The 19,481-nt window shown below is 74.0% G+C and carries 13 protein-coding genes; 4 read left to right on the plus strand and 9 right to left on the minus strand.

Annotated features, from left to right (window positions below; all coding sequences use genetic code 11):
* Positions 1-430 precede the first annotated feature (430 nt).
* On the plus strand, positions 431-2,014 hold the full coding sequence (locus O7625_RS03925) for a family 10 glycosylhydrolase (protein WP_282346798.1): 1,584 nt from the start codon (positions 431-433) through the stop codon (positions 2,012-2,014).
* A gap of 143 nt (positions 2,015-2,157) precedes the next feature.
* Here the strand turns inward: O7625_RS03925 and O7625_RS03930 are convergent, their stop codons facing one another.
* Both O7625_RS03930 and O7625_RS03935 read right to left on the minus strand, forming a co-directional pair.
* Complete coding sequence (locus O7625_RS03930; protein WP_282344376.1) at positions 2,158-5,001, minus strand: adenylate/guanylate cyclase domain-containing protein; 2,844 nt, start codon at positions 4,999-5,001, stop codon at positions 2,158-2,160.
* Positions 5,002-5,155: 154 nt separating this feature from the next.
* On the minus strand, positions 5,156-5,380 hold the full coding sequence (locus O7625_RS03935; RefSeq protein ID WP_282344378.1) for a zinc ribbon domain-containing protein: 225 nt from the start codon (positions 5,378-5,380) through the stop codon (positions 5,156-5,158).
* Between the two features lie 38 nt (positions 5,381-5,418).
* Here O7625_RS03935 and O7625_RS03940 point away from each other — a divergent pair, with 38 nt between their 5' ends.
* The 3 genes from O7625_RS03940 (at position 5,419) to O7625_RS03950 (ending at position 11,347) form a co-directional block, all read left to right on the plus strand.
* Positions 5,419-6,825, plus strand: a complete 1,407-nt coding sequence (locus O7625_RS03940; RefSeq protein WP_282344379.1) for a lytic murein transglycosylase — start codon at positions 5,419-5,421, stop codon at positions 6,823-6,825.
* 72 nt (positions 6,826-6,897) lie between these two features.
* Positions 6,898-7,914 (plus strand): GNAT family N-acetyltransferase, encoded by a 1,017-nt coding sequence (locus O7625_RS03945; RefSeq protein WP_067311775.1) that lies wholly within the window; start codon positions 6,898-6,900, stop codon positions 7,912-7,914.
* 160 nt (positions 7,915-8,074) lie between these two features.
* Positions 8,075-11,347 (plus strand): lamin tail domain-containing protein, encoded by a 3,273-nt coding sequence (locus O7625_RS03950; RefSeq protein WP_282344381.1) that lies wholly within the window; start codon positions 8,075-8,077, stop codon positions 11,345-11,347.
* Between the two features lie 57 nt (positions 11,348-11,404).
* On the opposite strand, the gene O7625_RS03955 is transcribed toward O7625_RS03950, so the two are convergent.
* The 7 genes from O7625_RS03955 to O7625_RS03985 all read right to left on the minus strand — a co-directional run bounded on the left by O7625_RS03955 (position 11,405) and on the right by O7625_RS03985 (position 18,988).
* Positions 11,405-11,842: a helix-turn-helix transcriptional regulator gene (locus O7625_RS03955; RefSeq protein WP_282344383.1), complete on the minus strand. Its 438-nt coding sequence runs from the start codon at positions 11,840-11,842 to the stop codon at positions 11,405-11,407.
* An 868-nt stretch (positions 11,843-12,710) separates the two neighbouring features.
* Entirely contained in the window at positions 12,711-13,694 is a 984-nt protein-coding gene (hemB, locus tag O7625_RS03960) for a porphobilinogen synthase (RefSeq protein WP_282344385.1), read from the minus strand.
* Between the two features lie 19 nt (positions 13,695-13,713).
* On the minus strand, positions 13,714-15,294 hold the full coding sequence (locus O7625_RS03965; protein WP_282344387.1) for a uroporphyrinogen-III synthase: 1,581 nt from the start codon (positions 15,292-15,294) through the stop codon (positions 13,714-13,716).
* Positions 15,291-16,286: a hydroxymethylbilane synthase gene (hemC, locus tag O7625_RS03970; RefSeq protein ID WP_282344389.1), complete on the minus strand. Its 996-nt coding sequence runs from the start codon at positions 16,284-16,286 to the stop codon at positions 15,291-15,293. Before hemC ends, O7625_RS03965 begins: the two co-directional genes overlap by 4 nt.
* Entirely contained in the window at positions 16,283-17,674 is a 1,392-nt protein-coding gene (locus tag O7625_RS03975; protein WP_282344391.1) for a glutamyl-tRNA reductase, read from the minus strand. The genes hemC and O7625_RS03975 overlap by 4 nt, the downstream gene beginning before the upstream one ends.
* A complete protein-coding gene (locus O7625_RS03980; protein ID WP_067315005.1) occupies positions 17,671-18,441 on the minus strand; it encodes a redox-sensing transcriptional repressor Rex in 771 nt (256 codons plus the stop codon). The genes O7625_RS03975 and O7625_RS03980 overlap by 4 nt, the downstream gene beginning before the upstream one ends.
* Positions 18,442-18,733: 292 nt before the next feature.
* The gene (locus O7625_RS03985) at positions 18,734-18,988 is read right to left on the minus strand and encodes a glutaredoxin family protein (protein ID WP_067315007.1); all 255 of its coding nucleotides are present in this window, start codon (positions 18,986-18,988) and stop codon (positions 18,734-18,736) included.
* Positions 18,989-19,481: the final 493 nt, after the last annotated feature.

Below are 19,481 nucleotides of genomic sequence, written 5' to 3' on the forward strand. Positions count from 1 at the left end.
GCGCCCACCCACCCGGATATGGAAATTTCCCACCAGCACCCCATCCACCCCAACCGATCCCCCACCCACCCCAACCCCCGCCCCACACCGCCTCGCCTCGCCCCGGTGATCAAGAGGTTTGCGTCATGCGTTCCGCCTGAAGTTGACGCAAACCTCTTGATCACCGGGGCGACAGAGGGGGCCAGTGGGGCGCACGGGGGGTGGTGGAAGGGGGGTGGGGGTGGGAGGGGGAGATGAGGGAGGGGTGTGGGGTATGCGGGTGAGTCGGTTGGGTGGGGTCGGGCTGGTGCTGGGGCTGGTCGCGGGGCTTGGTGGTGTTGGTCCGGCGGCGGCGGCCAGCGCGGGCGGGACCGCCACCTCCGGCGGGGCCACAGCCAGCGGGGCCACCTCCGGCGGGGCCACAGCCGGCGGGGCCACCTCCGGCGGGGCCATGACCGGTGCCACCACCAGCGGCGGGGGCGGCGCGGTGGCGTGCGAGGTCGATCCGGGGGTGCCGAAGCGGCAGTTCCGGGCCATGTGGATCTCGTCGGTGGTGAACATCGACTGGCCGAGCGCGGGTTCCCGAACCGCCCCGGACCGGGTCGCCGCCCAGCAGGCCGAGTACCGGGGCTGGCTCGACCTGGCGCAGCGGCTGCACCACAACGCGGTGGTGGTCCAGGTCCGCCCGACCGCCGACGCGTTCTGGCCGTCCCGGTACGAGCCGTGGTCGGAGTACCTGACCGGGGTGCGGGGGCAGGACCCGGGCTGGGATCCGTTGGCCTTCCTGGTCGCCGAGTCGCACCGGCGGAACCTGGAGTTCCACGCCTGGTTCAACCCGTACCGGATCTCCATGCCGGCGCCCGGCGGCGCGGGCGCGGATCTCGGGCAGCTCGCCCCGGACCACCCGGCCCGGCAGCACCCCGGGTGGGCGTTCGCCTACCCGCCGGCCGGTGTCGCCGGCAGCCGGCTCTACTACGACCCGGGCGTCCCGGAGGTCCGCGAGTTCGTGCAGACCGCGATGATGGACGCGGTATCCCGGTACGACATCGACGGGGTGCACTTCGACGACTACTTCTACCCGTACCCGAGCGGCACCTACCCGGTGCCCGACGACGCCACGTTCGCCGCGTACCACCGGGGGTTCACCGACCGGGCCGCCTGGCGACGGGACAACATCGACCTGCTCATCCAGGAGATGGGCGCCCGGATCAAGGCGGTCAAGCCGTGGGTGAAGTTCGGGGTGAGCCCGTTCGGCATCTGGCGCAACGCCAGCGCCGACCCGGACGGCTCGGACACCACCGGCAGCCAGTCCTACGACATCATCTCGGCCGACACCCGCAGGTGGGTCAAGCAGGAGTGGATCGACTACATCGTGCCGCAGCTCTACTGGTACATCGGCCAGTATCCGGCCGCCGACTACGCGCGGCTGGTGCCCTGGTGGGCGCAGACGGTGCGCGGCACCCGGGTGCAGCTCTACATCGGCCAGGCGGACTACAAGAGCGGTGACCCGGCCTACGGCACGTACTGGATGAACCCGCAGGAGCTGTCCGACCACCTGACACTCAACCGGTCGTACCCGGAGGTGCTCGGCAACGTGCACTTCTCCGCCGTCCAGGTGCGGGCCGACCGGCTCGGCGCGACGAGCGCCTACGCCGCCGCGCACTACTCCCGACCGGCGCTGGTGCCACCCATGCCGCACCTGCCGGCCGGGCCGCTGCTGCGACCGGCGCTGACCGGGGCCGAGCGGACCACCGACGGGGTACGGCTGCGCTGGCGTCAACCGGCCGACGGAAGGGGTCCACTCGGCACCGCCACGTCCTACGCGGTCTACCGTTTCGACGGCCCCGGCCGGGTCGACGCGTGTGACCGGGCCGACGCGACGCACCTCGTCGGCACCGTCCGGGCCGCGCCGGGGCGGTCGCAGTCCTGGGTGGACGCCACCGCCGAGCCGGGCCGGACGTACACCTACCAGGTGACCGCCCTGGACCGGCTGTGGAACGAGAGCGCCGCCTCGGCGACCCGCACGGTCCGCTGACCGCGTCGGACGCACCGGCCCCGGCCCGCCCGCCCGCCGGAGTGCCGGAGTGCCACCACCGGGCGGGCCGCCGGGTGCTGCGGCTGGCCCGACCAGCCCCTGACCGGCCGCGCCGTTTCCGGGTCAGCGGGCGACGCGGCGGGTCAGGCCCACTCCTCCCGACGGTTCGCGTCCCGCCGGCTGATCGGGCGGGGCGTCATGGGGCGGGGCATCAGCGGGCCGGTCGTCCGGAACCGCACCGAGTCCGCGGCCATGTCCGGGTGCTCCACTGCGAACGCCAACGCCGCCGCCTCCTCCAGGCCCAGCTCACCGCCCTCGCCGTACGCGGCGTCGAAGGCCGCGTCGCCGAGGACCCGCCGCAGGTCGGCCTGCCGTTCCAGCCAGTACGCCCCGAAGATGCCGGGGGTGCCGCGCAGCCGGGCCCGGGTGGCCTGGGCCGCGCCGAAGAGCCGGGCCGCCGTCAGCGGCTCCCCACCCAACGCGCACCGCACCGCCACCGCGTTCACCGTGTCGCAGGCCCGCCCGTGGTAGCCGTGCCCCATCCGCGCCCGCAACGCCACCAGCAGGTGATCGTGTGCGGCCACCAGGTCACGCCGGGCCAGCGCCACCATGCCGAGCAGCATGTCCACCGACCGGCGACCACGCTCCACCGGCCGGGTGGCCTCCACCAGCCGGACCGCCCCGAGCAGCTCCGCCGCCTCCGTCAACGCGCCCCGCCGCCACAGCAGCTCGGCGAGGTTGTAGCTGGCCAGCAGCGCGTCCCCGCTGACCCCCTGCTCGTCGGCCCAGTCGATGACCTCCCGGCAGATCCGCTCCGCCTCGGCGAACTGCCCCATGTCGATCAACGGAACGGCCCGCCCGGCGAGCACCCGGGCCAGCAGCCCCGCGTCACCCGCCTGCCGGGCCGCCGCCTCCGCCCGCTGGGAGAACCGCAGCTCCTCGCCGAACTCGCCGTCCGCACCGGCGTGCAGCGAGTGCAGGTGGTACGCCGCCGCCAGCTCCGCCTCGGGAATCGCCTCGCCGGTCTCGGCGATCCGCCCGTACAGCCGGAACAGCCACAGCCGGGCCTCCCGGGACAGCCCCCGCTCCCGCCACCACTGGTCCAGCCCGCGGGCCAGCCGCAGCCCGGCCCGGGCGCTGCCCCCGGTCGCCGACCAGCGCAGGGCCGCCCGCAGCTCACCGGCGAGCGGGTCCAACGCGTACAGCGACAGGGTGACCGGGCGGCCGTCCGCCCCGAGGTGCGCCCGGTGCAGCGCGTGCTGCGCCCAGGCCACGTGCCGGTCCCGGGCGGCGTGTTCCTCGCCGGTCTCGACCAGCCGCCGCGCAGCGTACGCCCGGATCGGGTCGAGCATCCGGTAGGTGCTGCCGGAGGCGTGCCGTTCGGCCAGCATCATCGACTTGTCCACCAGCACCGACAGCGGGTCGAGCGAGTCGTCGCCGAGCATCCACTCCACCGTGGCCAGGTCCACCGGCCCGGAGAAGACCGCCAACCAGCGCAGCAGCCGGGACGCCCGGGGCCCCAACGTCCGGTACGACCAGGTGACGGTGGCCTGCATGGTGAGGTGCCGTTCGGTGGCGGACCGCTGCACCGCCCGGTGCGCCGGGCTCGGCGGCGTCTGGCCGGAGGCGGCGGCGACCAGATCCACGGTGTCCTGCTGGTTGCCCGCCCAGCCCCGGTCGGCGGGGGGCTCCGGAGCGTCCCGACCGGCGTCGAGGGTGCCCAGCACGTCGTCGAGGCGGGTGGCCAACTGGCTGGCGGACAGCACCCGCAACCGGGCCGCGGCCAGCTCGATCGCCAACGGCAACCCGTCCAGCCGCTGCACCACCCGGCGCAGGTCGGCGGCCTCCGTCCATTCCGGCGGACGACCGCCCCGGGCCGCCGCCGTACGGTCCAGCAGCAACGCCACCGCGTCACTCTCGGTACGGCCCGGCTGCGGGTCGACCGCCAGCGGCGGAATCCGCCACACCAGCTCTCCGGGAAGACCGAAGGCCTCCCGGCTGGTGGCCAGCACCCGGACCCCGACGCCGCCGGCCAGCAGCCGCGAGATCACCTCGGCGCAGGCGGCCGGCTGGGCGTCACAGGTGTCGAGGACCAGCAGCATCCGGCGCAGGGCCGTGTGTTCGACCAGGGTGTCCACGATCGGGCGGCCCGGTTCCGGACGCGGCCCGAGGACGGCGGCGATCGCGAAGGCCACCAGCCCCGGGTCGGTCACCGTGGCGATGTCGACGAACCACACCCCGTCCGGGTACGCCTCCACCTGGCCGGACGCCACCTCCACGGCGAGCCGGGTCTTGCCGGCGCCGCCCGCGCCGACCACCGTGACCAGCCGGTGCCGGCGGGTCAGCAGGTCCAGCTCGACCCGTTCGGTCTCCCGGCCGACGAACGAGGTGACCTGGGTGGGCAGGTTGTGCGCCAACGCCTGGGCGGTACGCGGGCGGGGGAACTGCCGTTCCAACCCGGGCGCGACGAGCTGGAACAGGCGCTCCCGGTCGTCGAAGCCCCGGAGCCGGTGCAGGCCAAGGTCGAGCAGGCTGGCCCCGGCGGGCATCGGGTCGGCGAGCCGGGCGGTCGAGTCCGAGCAGAGCACCTGCCCACCGTGTGCGGCGGCGGCCACCCGGGCGGCCCGGTGCACCTCGGGGCTGGCGTACTCCCCGTCGCGGGGTTCGGCGTAGCCGGTGTGCAGCCCCATCCGGACCCTCGGCGCGGCCTCCGGGTTGGGCCAGTCGTGGGTGGACAGTGCCCGCTGCGCGGTCAGGCAGGCGGTGAGCGCCGCCGACGCGTCCGGGAAGGCGAGGAAGAAGGAATCCCCCTCGGTCAGCAGCTCCGCGCCGTCCGTCTCGGCGAGGGTGTCGCGGAGCAGCCGGCGGTGCTCCCAGAGCACCGGGCGGTAGTCCGGCCCGAGCAGCTGGGCCAACCGGGTGGAACCCTCGATGTCGGTGAACACGAAGGTCACCCAACCGCTCGGGAGGTGGATCCGTGGCGACATACGTGGCACCTCCGCCCTGACGTCGGGTTCATGCTGCCCTATGGTCAACCGGTCACGCATCGTGAGAACGGTCGGGCGATATCAGACCCAAGGGGTCACTGATTCCGGCGCACCGGTGCGCCGTGCCGTTACATCGGCCGGTGGCCGGGGCCGTTCAGCAGCCGCAGCCACCACCGCAGCAGCCACCACCGGCGGGCGCGGCCGGGGCGCTCCCGGGCACGACGCCGGCACCCCGGCCGGTGACCGACACCGTCGACAGGAGCTTGACCGTGTCGGCGTGACCCTGGGGGCAGTAGGCCGGCGCACCGGCCTCGGCCATCGGTCGGTTGACCTCAAAGGTGTCGCCGCAGGCGCGGCAGCGGAACTCGTACCGGGGCATGTCTCCACCCTACGGCCGGACCTGACTCCTGGACCGCCATGGGTGATACTCAAACGGTGGTGAGCGGCGAAGATTCGACGGTACGGCCCCTGCGGGCAGCGACTCCGCCCGAGGATGCGCCCGTCGCGCCGCGTCGGGGCTGGATTCCCCGCCCCCGCCGGCCCCGGCGCGATCCCGCCGTCCCGCCGGCCGCCCCGACCGACGACGCCCCGCAGGTGGGCGGCCCCGCCCCGGGCGACACACCGCAACCGGCTCCGGCGGCCGGCCCGGACGGAAAACCGGAGTCCACCGCCGACGGGCCACCGCCGAAAGCGGCGACCGACCCGGACGGCGAGCCGGACCCGGCAGCGGAGCCGTCGGCCGACGGCAGGCCGTCGGCCACGACAGGCCGGCCACCGGCGGACGGTGGGTCGGAGCCCGGCACGAAGACCGACACCGACGCGAAGACCGGGGCGGGCAGCGAGCCCGACTCGAAGACCGGGGCGGGCAGCGGCACGACGGTGGGCCGGCGGCGACGGATACCGTTCGCGCACGCCGTCCGGCTGCCGCCGCCCCGGCAGGCGGTGGGGGCGGCGACCCGGGCCACCCGGGCGTGGTCCCGCCGTCCGAGCGGTCGGCTGACCCTGCCCGGCCTGTTCCTGTTCGGGCTGGTCGCGGCGACCGCGGCGGTCGGCGCGGTGGTGGTGCCGAACGCCGTCCGGGCACCCCGCCCGGTCGCCGTGGACGAGACCGCCGCCGGTTCCGGCGCCCCGACGGGCGGGGCGACCCCGGTGCCGGTGGTGCCGGGCGCGACCGTGCCCACGCCGCCGCTGGGCAGCCTGCCGCCGGGCGGAACAGTGCCGACCGGCCCGCCCGGCCCGACCGTCGGCGGCCGTCCCGCCGACGCGCTGGGCGACTGGGCCCGGGTCACCGGCAGCAAGGTGGGCATCTCCCCGATCGCCATGCAGGCGTACGGCTACGCCGAGCTGGTGCTCGCCCAGACCAACCGGAGCTGCCAGTTGAGCTGGACCACGCTCGCCGCGATCGGCTACGTCGAGTCCCGGCACGGGCAGGCCAACGGGGCGACGCTCGGGCCGGACGGCCGGGCCGTACCGGAGATCATCGGTGATCCGCTCGACGGCCAGGGCGGGCGTTCCCTGATCCGGGACACCGACGGCGGGTTGTTCGACCGGGACACCGTCTACGACCGGGCGATCGGGCCGATGCAGTTCATCCCCACCACCTGGGAGCAGGTCGGCGCGGACGCCGACAACGACGGCCGCAAGGATCCGCACGACCTGGACGACACCGCGCTCGCCGCCGGCAACTACCTCTGCCAGGGTGGCCGCAACATGACCATCCCCGGCGACTGGTGGGGCGCGATCCTCTCCTACAACGATGTACGCCGGTACGCCCAGGACGTCTTCGACAAGGCCCAGGAGTACGGACGCGCAAGCCGTACGTGAGGTGATCGTTCGCATACATTGCCGGACCGGACACTTCCCCCGGGAAGCCGTTGACGGCAAGCTAGGCGTGTGATGGTGCGCGAGTGGGATCCTCGAACCGCGTCGTCCGCCGAGATCGGCTCCGTGCTGGACACGCTGAACGCGGTCCTCGCGGTCGACCTCCCGCAGGATCCGCCCTGGCGGGAGGACTCGCTGCGGGAGTACCTCTCCGAGGTGATGCCCGGCGAACGACGTATCTCCTGGGTGGCCCAGGCCGACCAGCCGGCCGACGGGGTGCCCGGTGCGATCCTCGGTCACGTGCACGTGCTGCTGCTCGGCGACATCGGCGTGCTGGAGGTGCTGGTGCACCCGACGGTGCGCCGGACCGGGCTCGGCCGGGAGCTGGTGCTGATCGCCGCCCGCCGGGTCTACCAGGAGGGCTTCCGGTCGCTCGGGGTCGAGGTGGTCGGCGACACCCCGGCGATCGGCTTCTACTCGTCGCTGGGCTTCACCCGCGAGTACGTCGAGACCCGCAGCGTGCTCGACCTGGGCACTGTCGACTGGACGGCGCTCGCCGAGATGGCCGCCGGGGTCGGCCCGGGCTACCACCTGGAGTTCTACCCGGGCGGGCCGTCCGACGACCTGATCGAGGCGTACGCGCGGGCGAAGGCCGAGGTGCGCGACGTCGAGGACGGCGACCTGCGCCCCAGCTCGTACGATCCGCAGCGGCTGCGGGACAGCCTCGACACGCTGCACCGCCGGGGGATGAAGCCGTACATCGTGCTCGCCCTGCACGAGCGCACCGGAGCGGTGGCCGGCCTGACCGAGGTGGTGGTGCCGGTCCAGCACCCCACCCGCGCCGACCAGTACGACACCATCGTGACGCGGGACCACCAGGGCTACGGCATCGACCGGGCGATCAAGGCGCGGATGCTGCTGGAGCTGCGCTCCGCCGAGCCGGAGCTGGCCGAGGTGCAGACCTGGAACACCCAGACCAACGAGGCGATGCTCAAGGTGAACGCCGAGCTGGGCTACCAGCCCGACCGGGACTGGTGCGAGTACAGCGTGGACGTGGCCGAACTGGTCCACCGGCTCGACGCCCACCGCTGACCCGTCGCGCCGGCCGGCGGCGGGGTGCCGGGTCGGGCCACCGGGGACGGTCGCGTCGGGCACTGTCGTGAATTCACCACAGCGCCGCCCGGGGGATGGACGGCGGCCAGCGACGCACCTTAACGTGCGTTGGTTCCCGTCCACCCATCGTGGAGGCCCCATGCGCCTGCGCCGCAGATTCGCCGCGCTCGCCACCGTCGCCGCCGTCGCCGTACCGGTGCTCGGCGTCGCTCCCACCGCGGCCACCGCCGCGCCCACCGACCTGTTCATCTCCGAGTACGTCGAAGGCTCGTCGAACAACAAGGCGATCGAGCTGTACAACGGCACCGGCGCGGCGGTCGACCTGACCGCCGGCGGATACCAGCTCCAGCTCTATTTCAACGGGTCCACCACCGCCACCACCATCGCCCTCACCGGCACCGTCGCCGCCGGGGACGTCTTCGTCTTCGCCGCCGCCTCGGCCGCCCCGGCGATCCTGGCCCAGGCCGACCAGACCACCGGCGCGAGCCTGTTCAACGGCGACGACGCGATCGTGCTGCGCCGCGGCGACACCGTGCTCGACGCGATCGGGCAGGTCGGCGTCGACCCGGGCAGCGAGTGGGGCAGCGGGCTGACCAGCACCGCCGACAACACGCTGCGCCGGCTGCCGTCGGTCTCGGCCGGTGACACCGACCCGTCGGACGCGTTCGTCCCGGCCGCCCAGTGGGCCGGCCACGCCACCGACACCGTCGACGGGCTGGGCGCGCACACCGTCGACGGTGGCGGCCCGGTGGACCAGCCGGCCGTCCTGACCTGCGGCGGGGCGTTGACCGTCGAGGCCGGCGCGACCGGCACCCGGGAGGTCACCGGCACCGACCCGGACGACACGATCGTCGACCTGGCGGTCACCGCGGTCAGCCCGGCCCCGGCGAGCGGCTCGGTCAGCCGTACCGCGTTCACCCCGGCGACCGCGCCGGGGGGCACGGCGACCGCGACGGTCACCGCCACCGGCCTGCCCGCCGGCACGTACACGGTCACCGTGACCGCGACGGACGCCGACGGCGGCACCGCCACCTGTGCGCTCACCGTGCAGGCCAACGGGGTGCTGTCGGTCGGCCAGGTGCAGGGTCCGACCCGGGACGACGAGAACCCGCGCACCGACCGGTCGCCGCTCGCCCCGCCCTCCGGCACCGGCACCAGCCCGCTGCTGTACGACGTCCGGGGCGTGATCACCCAGAAGTCGCTGACCCGTACCTCGGCCGGCGCTGACCAGAACGGCTTCTACCTGCAGAGCCGCACCGGCACCGAGGACGGCGACCCGCTCAGCTCGGACGGGATCTTCGTCTTCATGGGCGCGTTCACCACGCTGATCGGCGGCTACGCGCCGACAGTCGGCGACGAGGTGCTGCTGCGCGGCCGGGTGTCGGAGTACTTCGACCAGACCCAGCTCTCCGGTGCCTCGCTGGTCCGCCGGCTCGACACCGGGCTGGACGTGAACACCGCCGTGACGGTGGACGACGCGCTCCCGCCGGCCGACGCGACGGCGGCCGACCGGTTCTGGGAGCGGCACGAGGGTGCCCGGCTGCGGGTCCGCAGCGGCTCCGGCGTCACCGGTCCCCGGGACGTGTTCGGCTCCACCGCCGACTCGGAGGTGTGGGTGGTGGACCGGGCGGATCCGCTGCTGAAGCGGGCCGACCCGTACGCCCGTCGGGTCTTCCGGGACGCCCACCCGCTGGACGACGTGCCGGGGCAGGTCTTCGACAACGGCAACGGCCAGCGCATCCTGCTCGGCGGCGGCGGCGTGAAGGCCACCGCCGGGAACTCGACGGCGCTGCTCCCGCCGGCCCGGACCTTCGACACCCTCACCGCCGACGCGTTCGGCGCGGTGTCGTACGGCTTCAGCAAGTTCAGCGTGCAGCCGGAGTCGCTGGCCCTGACCGCCGGGGTCGACCCGGCGACGAACAACCCACCGCGCCCGGCGGACCGCGCCCGGGAGGTCGCGGTGGCGACCTACAACGTGGAGAACCTGTACGACTTCCGCGACGACCCGTTCGACGGCTGCGACTTCACCGGCAACACGGGCTGCCCGGGGGTGTCCCCGCCGTTCGACTACGTGCCGGCGGGTGAAGCCGACTACCGGGAGCACCTGTCCGAGCTGGCCGCCCAGATCCGCACCGACCTGCACGCCCCGGATCTGATCCTGGTGCAGGAGGCCGAGGACCAGGACATCTGCTCGGTCTCCGGCAGCAGCCTGGTCTGCGGCACCACCGACAACGCCGACGGTGCCCCGGACACCCTCCAGGACCTGGCCCTGGCGATCCGGGCCGCCGGTGGTCCGGCCTATCTGGCGGCGTACGACCGCACCGGCGCGGACGCCCGGGGCATCACCTCGGCGTTCCTCTACCGCACCGACCGGCTGTCGCTGGCCGGGGCGACCGCCACCGACCCGCTGCTCGGCTCCGCGCCCACCGTGCGGTACCGGTCGGCGGGGCTGGCGTCCAACGCGGACGTGCAGAACCCGAAGGCGCTCAACGCGGTGCTGCCGGCCGACACCGACACCTCGACCGGCAGGGACGGCGACAACGTCTTCACCCGGGCACCGCAGCTCGGCAAGTTCGTGGTGAAGGCGACGCCCGGCGGGTCGGAGTCCTACCTGCTGTACGCGCTGAGCAACCACTACTCGTCCGGGCCGGACAGCCGGGTCGGGCAGCGCACCGAGCAGGCCGCGTACGGGGCGGCGATCGTCACGGCGATCGAGGCGGCCGACCCGGACGCCCGGGTGGTGTACGGCGGGGACCTGAACGTCTTCCCCCGCCCGGACGACCCGATCGCGACCGGCGCGAACCCGACCCCGTCGGATCAGCTCGGCCCGCTCTACCGGGCCGGCCTGCGCAACCTCTGGGACGACCTGGTGGCCGACGTGCCGTCGGCGGCGTACTCGTACAGCTTCCAGGGGTCGGCGCAGACGCTGGACAACCTGTTCGTCAACGACGCGCTGCACGCCGACCTGGTGCAGATCCGGGCGGCGCACGTCAACGCGGACTGGCCGGCGGAGTTCACCGGGGACGGCACCCGGGGGGCCAGCGACCACGACCCGCAGGTGGCCCGGTTCCGCAGCCAGCCGTCGCTGCGGGTGGCCGACGCCACGGTGGTGGAGGGTGACCGGGGCACCAGCACCATGACGTTCCAGGTCACCGTGTCCCGCCCGCTGTCCCAGCCGACGACGCTCTGCGCCGCCACGGTGGGGCTGACCGCGACGGTCGTGCTGGACTTCGACCCGTACGTCGGCTGCCGGGTCCTGCCCGCCGGCCAGACCTCGCTGGCGTTCCCGGTGACCGTACGCGGTGACCGTCGGCGCGAGTCGGACGAGAAGATCGCGTTCGCGGTAGCCGGGTCGCTGAACCTGCGGTTCGCCGATCCGGTTGCGACCGGCACCATCACCGACGACGACTGACGGTCCCGCACGTCCGACGGCCCGTCGACCCGGCTTCCCCGCCGGGCCGGCGGGTCGTCACCATTGCGGGCGTACCACCCGGGGCGGGGGTGGCACGTTGCGGTACTTCGCCACCCGCACCTCCCACTGGCTCCGGCGGCGCATCGCGTCCCGGACGGCCCGGTTGCGGTAGAACGTCTCCGGTGGCCGGGCGAGCCCGTAGACGTCCGCCCACCACTCACCGGGTTCCGGGTCGAGGATCGTGTCCAGGTGCGACGGGTAGCGGCGGCCCGCACCGTCCCGGGTGTCGTCGCTGTCCCGCATCGGGGTGAGCACCCGACCGGACCCGTCGACCACGGCCAGCTGGAAACCGGCCACCGCGATGATCCGACGCAGCAGGGCGATGCTCGGGGTGAGCACACCCGCCTCGATCCGCCCCACCGTGCCGTGGTGCACCCCCGCCCAGCGCGCCAGTTCCCGTTGACTCGCGTCGGCACGCCGCCGGATCGCCCGCACGATCCCGCCAGCCGACCAGGGCAGGTCGTACGGTCTGCCAGGGAAGGTCGGCGGCCCTTCCCTTACCCCGTCCGGAGCGGGACGGGAGGCCGCAGCGGGGCCGGGCGGGGCAGCAGGGCCGGGCGGGGCAGCAGGGGCGCGCGGGGCTGCGGGGGCCGGACCGGCAGCCGGGGTGGGGTGGGCGGCGGGTGCGGGTGGCAGCGCGGGGTCGGTCATGCCGCCACCGTCGCGCCCGGCCGGGCCTCGCCGCAACCCCACCGTCGTCACCTGTGGACAACGCTGCGACCTGTGGAAAACCCCCACGCTTCGCGGACTCCACTCGATCACATGGAGTTACTTCACCCCATCATCGCCTCAATTACTGCGAGTAACGCCAACCCGAACAGCCCCCTCGCCGCCAAGATCCACAAATGCGCTTTGAGCAGCTAAAACACACACCCCTCCCCACTCCGCCCCACTACCCCACCGAAGCTTTGCTCTGCTGCCTCATCCGCGACAGACACTCACAGTGAGTGTCGCGTCAGTGGCAGCAGAGCAAAGTGTGCGAGTGGGAATGGGGGAGGAGAGCCATAAAATGCGGAGAGTAACTAGAGCGGTTGTCCGCCGAGCGGATGGTCGCCGCCGATGGGACCAGCATCGCCGGCAGCAGCAGCCCGCCGACGGTTCGGGTTCAGGTCGGCGCCGGTGCCGGCGTCACCACGGGCCGGGGCACGGCCGGAGCGGTGTCGTCGACCGGGGTCGAGGCGGGGGCGGAAGCCGGGAGCCGGGAGCCGCGAGCCAGGGGCTGGTGGCAGGGCTGGGAGCAGAGCCCGGGTGACGCGGACGAGGGTGGGCCACGCCGGTCGTGTAACGCAGCCCGCCCCCGGGATCAGTGGCGCTGGCGGAGCAGACCGGCGGCCTCGACCGCCCAGTAGGTGAGGATGATCTGCGCGCCGGCCCGGCGGATCGAGGTGAGCGTCTCCAGCATCACCCGCTCGCGATCGATCCAGCCGTTCGCGGCGGCCGCCTCGACCATCGCGTACTCGCCGGAGACCTGGTATGCGGCGACCGGCACGTCGACGGCGGCCCGGACCGCCGCCACCACGTCGAGGTAGGGCAGGGCCGGCTTCACCATCACCAGGTCGGCGCCCTCGGCCACGTCCAGCTCGACCTCGCGCAGCGACTCCCGCAGGTTGGCCGGGTCCTGCTGGTAGGTGCGCCGATCACCGTCGAGCGCCGACTCGACGGCGTCGCGGAACGGGCCGTAGAAGGCGGAGGCGTACTTCGCCGCGTACGCCAGCACCGCCACGTCGGCGTGGCCGGCGGCATCGAGTGCCCGGCGGACCACCCCGACCTGGCCGTCCATCATCCCGGACGGGCCGACCATGCCGACCCCGGCGTCCGCCTGGGCCACCGCCATCTCGGCGTACGCGGCCAGGGTGGCGTCGTTGTCCACTGCACCGTCGGGGGTGAGCAGGCCGCAGTGCCCGTGCGAGGTGAACTCGTCCAGGCACAGGTCGCTCATCACCACGGTGGCGTCCCCCACCTCGGCCACCACGTCGCGGATGGCGACGTTCAGGATGCCGGCCGGGTCGATGCCGCCGGAGCCGGTCGGATCCCGCCGCTCGGGCACCCCGAACAGCATGATTCCGCCCACCCCGGCCCGGACCGCCTCCACGACCGCCTTGCGCAGCGAGTCCCGGGAGTGCTGGAGCACCCCCGGAAGCGACGCGATGGGACGTGGCTCGGTCAGCCCCTCCTTGACGAACATCGGCACGACCAGCTCGGCCGGGTCGACCCGGGTCTCGGAGACCAGCCGCCGCACCGCCGCGTTACGGCGCAGCCGGCGGGGCCGGATCTCGGGGTACGGCATGCTGGGCCTCCCAGTGCGGCTAGCGGAACCTCAGGGCGGTCGGCCCCTGCACCTTGGAACCGCGACGCTGCTTCGCCGGCATGGCGGCGAGCTTCTCGCGCAGTTCGACGGCGTAGGCGGCGAGCGCCTCGACCAGGTCGGGCACCGAGGCGTGCGGCGGCTGCACGTCGACCCGCAGGCCGAACTCCGTCGCGGTCTCCGCCGTCTTGGGACCGATGACCGCCACCACGGTACGCGCGTGCGGCTTGCCGGCGATACCTACCAGGTTGCGTACAGTCGAGGACGAGGTGAAGAGCACCGCGTCGAATCCGCCCGACTTGATCGCGTCCCGGATCTCGGCGGGCGGCGGGGCGGCGCGGACCGTCCGGTAGGCGGTCACGTCGTCGACCTCCCACCCGCGTTCGGTGAGCCCGGCGGCGAGCGTCTCGGTGGCGATGTCGGCGCGCGGCAGCAGCACCCGACCGACCGGGTCGAGGATCTCGTCGTGCGGGGAGAACTCGGCCAGCAGCCCCTCGGAGGACTGCTCCCCGGCGGGGATCAGCTCCGGCTGGATGCCGAACGCGCGCACCGCCTCGGCGGTGGCCTCACCGATACAGGCGATCTTGACGCCGCCGAAGTGCCGGGCGTCCAGACCGTGCTCGGCGAACTTCTCCCAGACCGCCCGGACCGCGTTGACCGAGGTGAAGACCACCCAGGCGTACCGGCCGTCGACCAGGCCCTTGACCGCCCGCTCCATCTGGGCCGGGGTCCGTGGCGGCTCGACCGCGATGGTCGGCACCTCGCACGGAATCGCCCCGTACGCGCGCAGCCGGGCGCTCATCGCCCCGGCCTGCTCCTTGGTCCGGGGGACGAGCACCTTCCAGCCGTACAGCGGGCGGTTCTCCCACCAGCTCAGCCTGTCCCGCTGGCCGACGCCCTCGCCGACGGTGAGCACCACCCGGCCGGTGAAGCCGAGTGCCGCCGCGACGAACGAGTCCACGCTCGACGTGGTGGTGTACTGCGTCTCGCCGGTGCCGTCGCCGGTCACCCCGACCCCGGTGGTGCCGTCCACCCCGGCGGCCAGCAGTCCGTCCCGGACGGCGGCCAGGTCACCGGCGTCGACCGCCAGCGCCAGCGAGCCCCGGGCGACGGCGGCGGCGAGCGCGTCGAAGTCCAGCGTGCCGACGTCCTCGACGTCGGCGGCGGTGCGTACCCCGGGCAGCGGCACCCCGGCGTAGGTGGCGACGCCCTCGGCCTGGCCGACGCCCGGCACCACCTCGAAGTGCGCGGCGGTACGCGCGACCGCCTGCACCTCCTTGACCACCGAGTCGTGGCCGAACGGGTCTCCGGCGACCAGGTGCACCGCGTTGAGCCCGGAGCGGGCCGCGCTGATGAGCATCTTGGCCACGTCGCCCGGCACGCCCTCGGCGGGGCTGAACTGGGCGTCGGACCGGGCCTGGGCGCGCACGACGTCGAGCAGCGACTCGGGGACTCCCCGGTCGTACACCACCTGGTCGGCGTCGACCAGGGCGTCGTGGGCGCGGCGGGTCAGCAGGCCCGGGTCACCGGGACCGGCGCCGACGAACGCGATGCGGCCGACGGGCTTACGGGTGCGGGTCATTCTGTGCTCCCAAATTGCTGGGTCCTCGGGCCGGTGGTTCCTTCGTGGCCGAGGATCGAGTCGGCGCCGAGGTCGAGGAGTTCGGCGGCGAGTGCCTTGCCGATCTCCGCCGCGTCGGCGGGCGTTCCGGTGCGGGACAGCCGGAGGTCTCGGGAACCGTCCGGGCTGATCACCGCCCCGCGCAGGTAGATCTCGTGGACGACATCGCCTTCGGCATCCGAGCCGGTCGGCTCGCCTTCGGCGATGACGGCATAGGCGGCGACCGGGGCGGAGCACCCGGCCTCCAGGGTGGCCAGCATCGCCCGCTCCGCGGTGACCGCGGCCCGGGACGGTGCGTGATCGAGTGCGGCGAGCAGCTCGACCAGGTCGGAGTCGTCGATCCGGCACTCCACCGCCAGCGCGCCCTGGGCGGGCGCGGGCAGCATCAGCATCGGGTCGAGCGTTTCGGTGATCACGTCAGCCCGGTCGAGCCGGGCCAGTCCGGCCCGCGCCAGGATGACCGCGTCGAGGTCGGCGTCCGGGCCGAGCACCCGGCCGAGCCGGGTGTCGACGTTGCCCCGGATCGGGGTGACCTCCAGGTGCAGGCCGAGGGCGTGCACCTGGGCGATGCGGCGCAGCGCGCCGGTGCCGACCACGGCCCCGGGCGGCAGCTCGGCGAGGGTACGGCCACCGGTGGCGACCAGCGCGTCGCGCGGATCCTGCCGGGGTGGCACCGCCGCGACGGTCAACCCGTCCGCCTGGGCGGTGGGCAGATCCTTGTAGGAGTGCACGGCGAGGTCGATGGTGCCGGCGGTCAACGCGTCGCGCAGCGCGGAGACGAAGACACCGACGCCGAGCCGCTGCACCGGCGCGGACGAGCGGTCACCGGCGGTGACCACCTCGACCAGTTCGACGGCGCGGCCGGTCGCCGCGGTGATCGCCGCGGCGACGTGGCCGGACTGGGCCATGGCCAGGGCGCTGCCCCGGGTGCCCAGGCGCAGGGGGCCGCTCATCGCTCACCTCCGCTGGACGGCTGGTCGGTGCCGGTGGTCGGGACGCCGGCCACCTCGAACGACGCGCGGCCGTCGACGGTCTCCACCACCTCCGGCACCGAGCCGACCCCGGAGGTCTGCGGCACCTGCAGGTCGAACAGCTCGCGCAGCAGTGCGGCGTACTGGTCGCCGCCCGGCTCGGCGGCGAGCTGACGGACCTTGACGGTCGGCTGGTGCAGCAGCCGCTGCACCACCCGGTGCACCGTCCGGGCGACCTCGGCCCGCTGGTCGTCGCTGAGGTCGGGGCGACGCTGGGCGAGCCGGCGCAGTTCGGCGCCGACCACGTCGTCGGCCCGGCCGCGCAGGGCGGCCACGGTGGGTGCCACGTCGGCCCCGCGCAGCCAGCTGAGGAACGCCTCGACCTCGGCGGCCACGATCCGGCCGACCTCGGCGGCGTCCGCGGCGGCCGGGCCACCGGCGAGCAGGGTGGCCATCCGGTCGATGTCGATCACCTCGACGCCGGGCAGCGCGGCCACCTCGGGTGCGACGTCCCGGGGCACGGCGAGGTCGAGTAGCACGAGCGGCCCCCGGGCGGGGTCACGTCGGGCCAGCGCCCCGGTCACCACATCGACGGTGAGGACCGGTTCGGTGGCCGCGGTGGCGGCCACTACGATGTCCACTGTGGAGAGCGCGGGGACGAGTTCGGCCAGCGGCACGGCGTGTGCCCCGTACGACTCGGCCAGCCGGACGGCCCGATCGGCCCCCCGGTTGGTGACGGTGAGCGGGCCGGCGTCCCGGCGGGCCAGCGTCGCCACGCTCAGCGCCCCCATCGCGCCCGCGCCGACCACCAGCGCCGGTCGGCCGGCGAGGTCGCCGTCGAGCAGCTCGGCGGTGAGGTCCAGGGCGGCGGTGACGACGCTCTGCCCGGCCCGGTCGATGTCGGTCTCGGCGTGCGCCCGCTTGCCGACCCGCAGCGCCTGCTGCATCAGCTCGTGCAGCAGCCGCCCGGCGGTGTCCGCGCCGGAGGCCCAGTGGTAGGCGTCCCGGAGCTGGCCGAGGATCTGCGCCTCGCCGACCACCATGGAGTCCAGCCCGGCGGCGACCCGGAAGACGTGGTCGACGGCGGCCGAGTCGTAGTGCACGTAGAGGTGGCTGGCGAACGCGGCGGGCGGGGCACCGGCCTGCTCGGCGAGGACGGCACAGATGTCGCCGAGGCCGCCGTGGAAGCCGGACACCGCGGCGTACACCTCCACCCGGTTACAGGTGGAGACGAGCACCGCCTCGGCGACGTACGGCTGGGCGACCAGCCGGTCCAGGGTTCGGGTGAGGTCGGCCGGGGAGACCGCGAGCTGCTCCAGGGTGACCACGGGAGCAGTGCGGTAGGACGCGCCGACGACGAGCAGCTTCACGTGCCGATCGCCTCCTGGGTGTCGGGGGTCACGAGCCCGCCGGGCAGGGCGGTGAGGGCGGAGCCGCCGGCGGCGGGCAACGCGGTCAACGACGCCTTGCGGTGCTCGTGGAAGGACAGGATCTGCAGCTCGATGGCGAGGTCCACCTTGCGCACGTCGACCCCGTCCGGCACCGAGAGTACGCACGGCGCGAAGTTGAGGATGCTCGTGACACCGGCGGCGACCAGTTGCTCGGCCACCGCCTGGGCGGCCGGGGCGGGGGTGGCGATCACGCCGATGGAGATCGCCTCCTCGGCGGCGACCCGGGGCAGTTCGTCGATGTGCCGCACGGCCAGCCCGCTGATCATCTCGCCGACCCGGGAGGCGTCGGCGTCGAAGAGCGCCGCGATCCGGAAACCCCGGCTGGCGAAGCCGTCGTAGCCGGCCAGAGCGTGACCGAGATTACCCACCCCGACCAGGGCGACCGCCCGGCGCTGGGTGAGCCCGAGCACGAACTCGATCTGGTCGACCAGCAGGGCGACGTCGTAGCCGACCCCCCGGGTGCCGTACGAGCCGAGGTGTGAGAGATCCTTGCGGAGCTTGGCCGAGTTGACCCCCGCGGCACCGGCCAGGCCCTCGCTGGACACCGTCTCGTGCCCGGCGTCGGCCAGGTTGTGCAGGGCGCGGAGATACTCGGGGAGCCGCGCGACGGTCGCCTCCGGGAGGTCCGGGAGCGCCGGTACGGCACCGGCGCGATCGGACGCGCCTGGGTGACGGTGCTGACTCATGAGACTCCGTGCGGTGCGATCCTCGGCCGACTCCGGTGCCCGGCCCGTGGGGGACCCCCGCCGGAGGCCGGGAGAACCGGCCGTGCTAGCAGGGCGCGTTGGAACTACAGAGTAGGCGCTTGTGAAGACGTGCACAAATCGCGATCTTGCCGACTCGCGGCACCCCTCCACCGGATCCTCCATTCCACAAGATCGATCGGGCACCGCAGTGGGCCACCGCGCGATTATTGCTCAATCCCGACTTCGCTCACCAATCGCGCGCAGCCGCTGACCGAGGGTGATCCGCGCCACCCTAGAGCTGAGGCGTGGTCAGGTCGCGCAGCAACCGCTCCTCCTCCACCCGCCAGTAGCCGTGCTCCTTGCCGTCGAGCAGCACCACCGGCAGCCGGTCGCCGTACTCGCGCTCCAGTTCGACGTCGCCGGTGACGTCCTTCTCCACCCACCGGTCACCGGTCACCGCGGCCACCCGCTCCAGGGCGGCCTTGGCGTCCTCGCACAGGTGGCAACCGGGCCGGGTGATCAGGGCGAGCCGGGCGTCAGTGGACATCGGGACCTCCGGGTGAGGGCGGCCGGGCTCGGCCGCGACTGGGGGCGCGCTGGAGTGGGATACCGGGCGCACCGGGTGCACAGCTTCGCACCACGCCCGCCCAGTCTCGCCCGTCCCCGGATGCGGCACACCCCGGACGGCCGAGCCGGGGCGCCGACCCGCCGCCGCGCGGTGGCTGAGTCTGACACGCCGCCGGCCGCCCGACCAGACCCACACACCGTACGGTCACCCTGCGTCAACGCAGGACGTCCCGCCGACCCGGCCGACCGCCCGCCCGACACCCCCGCGCGGGGCCGGGAAACGCCGTCGACCGGACCCGTCACCGGCCGCGCCGACACCCGGAAGACCCCACCCTGAACTGGTCATTCGTCCCCATGCAAGCCGCGACGTGAAAGTCAACCGACGGCGACGGACAACCGGTCCGCCAGGTGTGCGCAGGGCACGCAAATACTTTGGCCCTGTGTAACGGACTTGCCACGCGCGGGTGACGTTG

The organism is Micromonospora sp. WMMD714 (assembly GCF_029581315.1).
Lineage (GTDB): Bacteria > Actinomycetota > Actinomycetes > Mycobacteriales > Micromonosporaceae > Micromonospora > Micromonospora rifamycinica.

Coding starts and splice junctions, on each gene's coding strand:
- O7625_RS03925 (WP_282346798.1), top strand. CDS start 431: ATGACCGGTGCCACCACCAGCGGCGGGGGCGGCGCGGTGGCGTGCGAG.
- O7625_RS03930 (WP_282344376.1), bottom strand. CDS start 5,001: ATGTCGCCACGGATCCACCTCCCGAGCGGTTGGGTGACCTTCGTGTTC.
- O7625_RS03935 (WP_282344378.1), bottom strand. CDS start 5,380: ATGCCCCGGTACGAGTTCCGCTGCCGCGCCTGCGGCGACACCTTTGAG.
- O7625_RS03940 (WP_282344379.1), top strand. CDS start 5,419: ATGGGTGATACTCAAACGGTGGTGAGCGGCGAAGATTCGACGGTACGG.
- O7625_RS03945 (WP_067311775.1), top strand. CDS start 6,898: ATGGTGCGCGAGTGGGATCCTCGAACCGCGTCGTCCGCCGAGATCGGC.
- O7625_RS03950 (WP_282344381.1), top strand. CDS start 8,075: ATGCGCCTGCGCCGCAGATTCGCCGCGCTCGCCACCGTCGCCGCCGTC.
- hemB (WP_282344385.1), bottom strand. CDS start 13,694: ATGCCGTACCCCGAGATCCGGCCCCGCCGGCTGCGCCGTAACGCGGCG.
- O7625_RS03965 (WP_282344387.1), bottom strand. CDS start 15,294: ATGACCCGCACCCGTAAGCCCGTCGGCCGCATCGCGTTCGTCGGCGCC.
- hemC (WP_282344389.1), bottom strand. CDS start 16,286: ATGAGCGGCCCCCTGCGCCTGGGCACCCGGGGCAGCGCCCTGGCCATG.
- O7625_RS03980 (WP_067315005.1), bottom strand. CDS start 18,441: ATGAGTCAGCACCGTCACCCAGGCGCGTCCGATCGCGCCGGTGCCGTA.
- O7625_RS03985 (WP_067315007.1), bottom strand. CDS start 18,988: ATGTCCACTGACGCCCGGCTCGCCCTGATCACCCGGCCCGGTTGCCAC.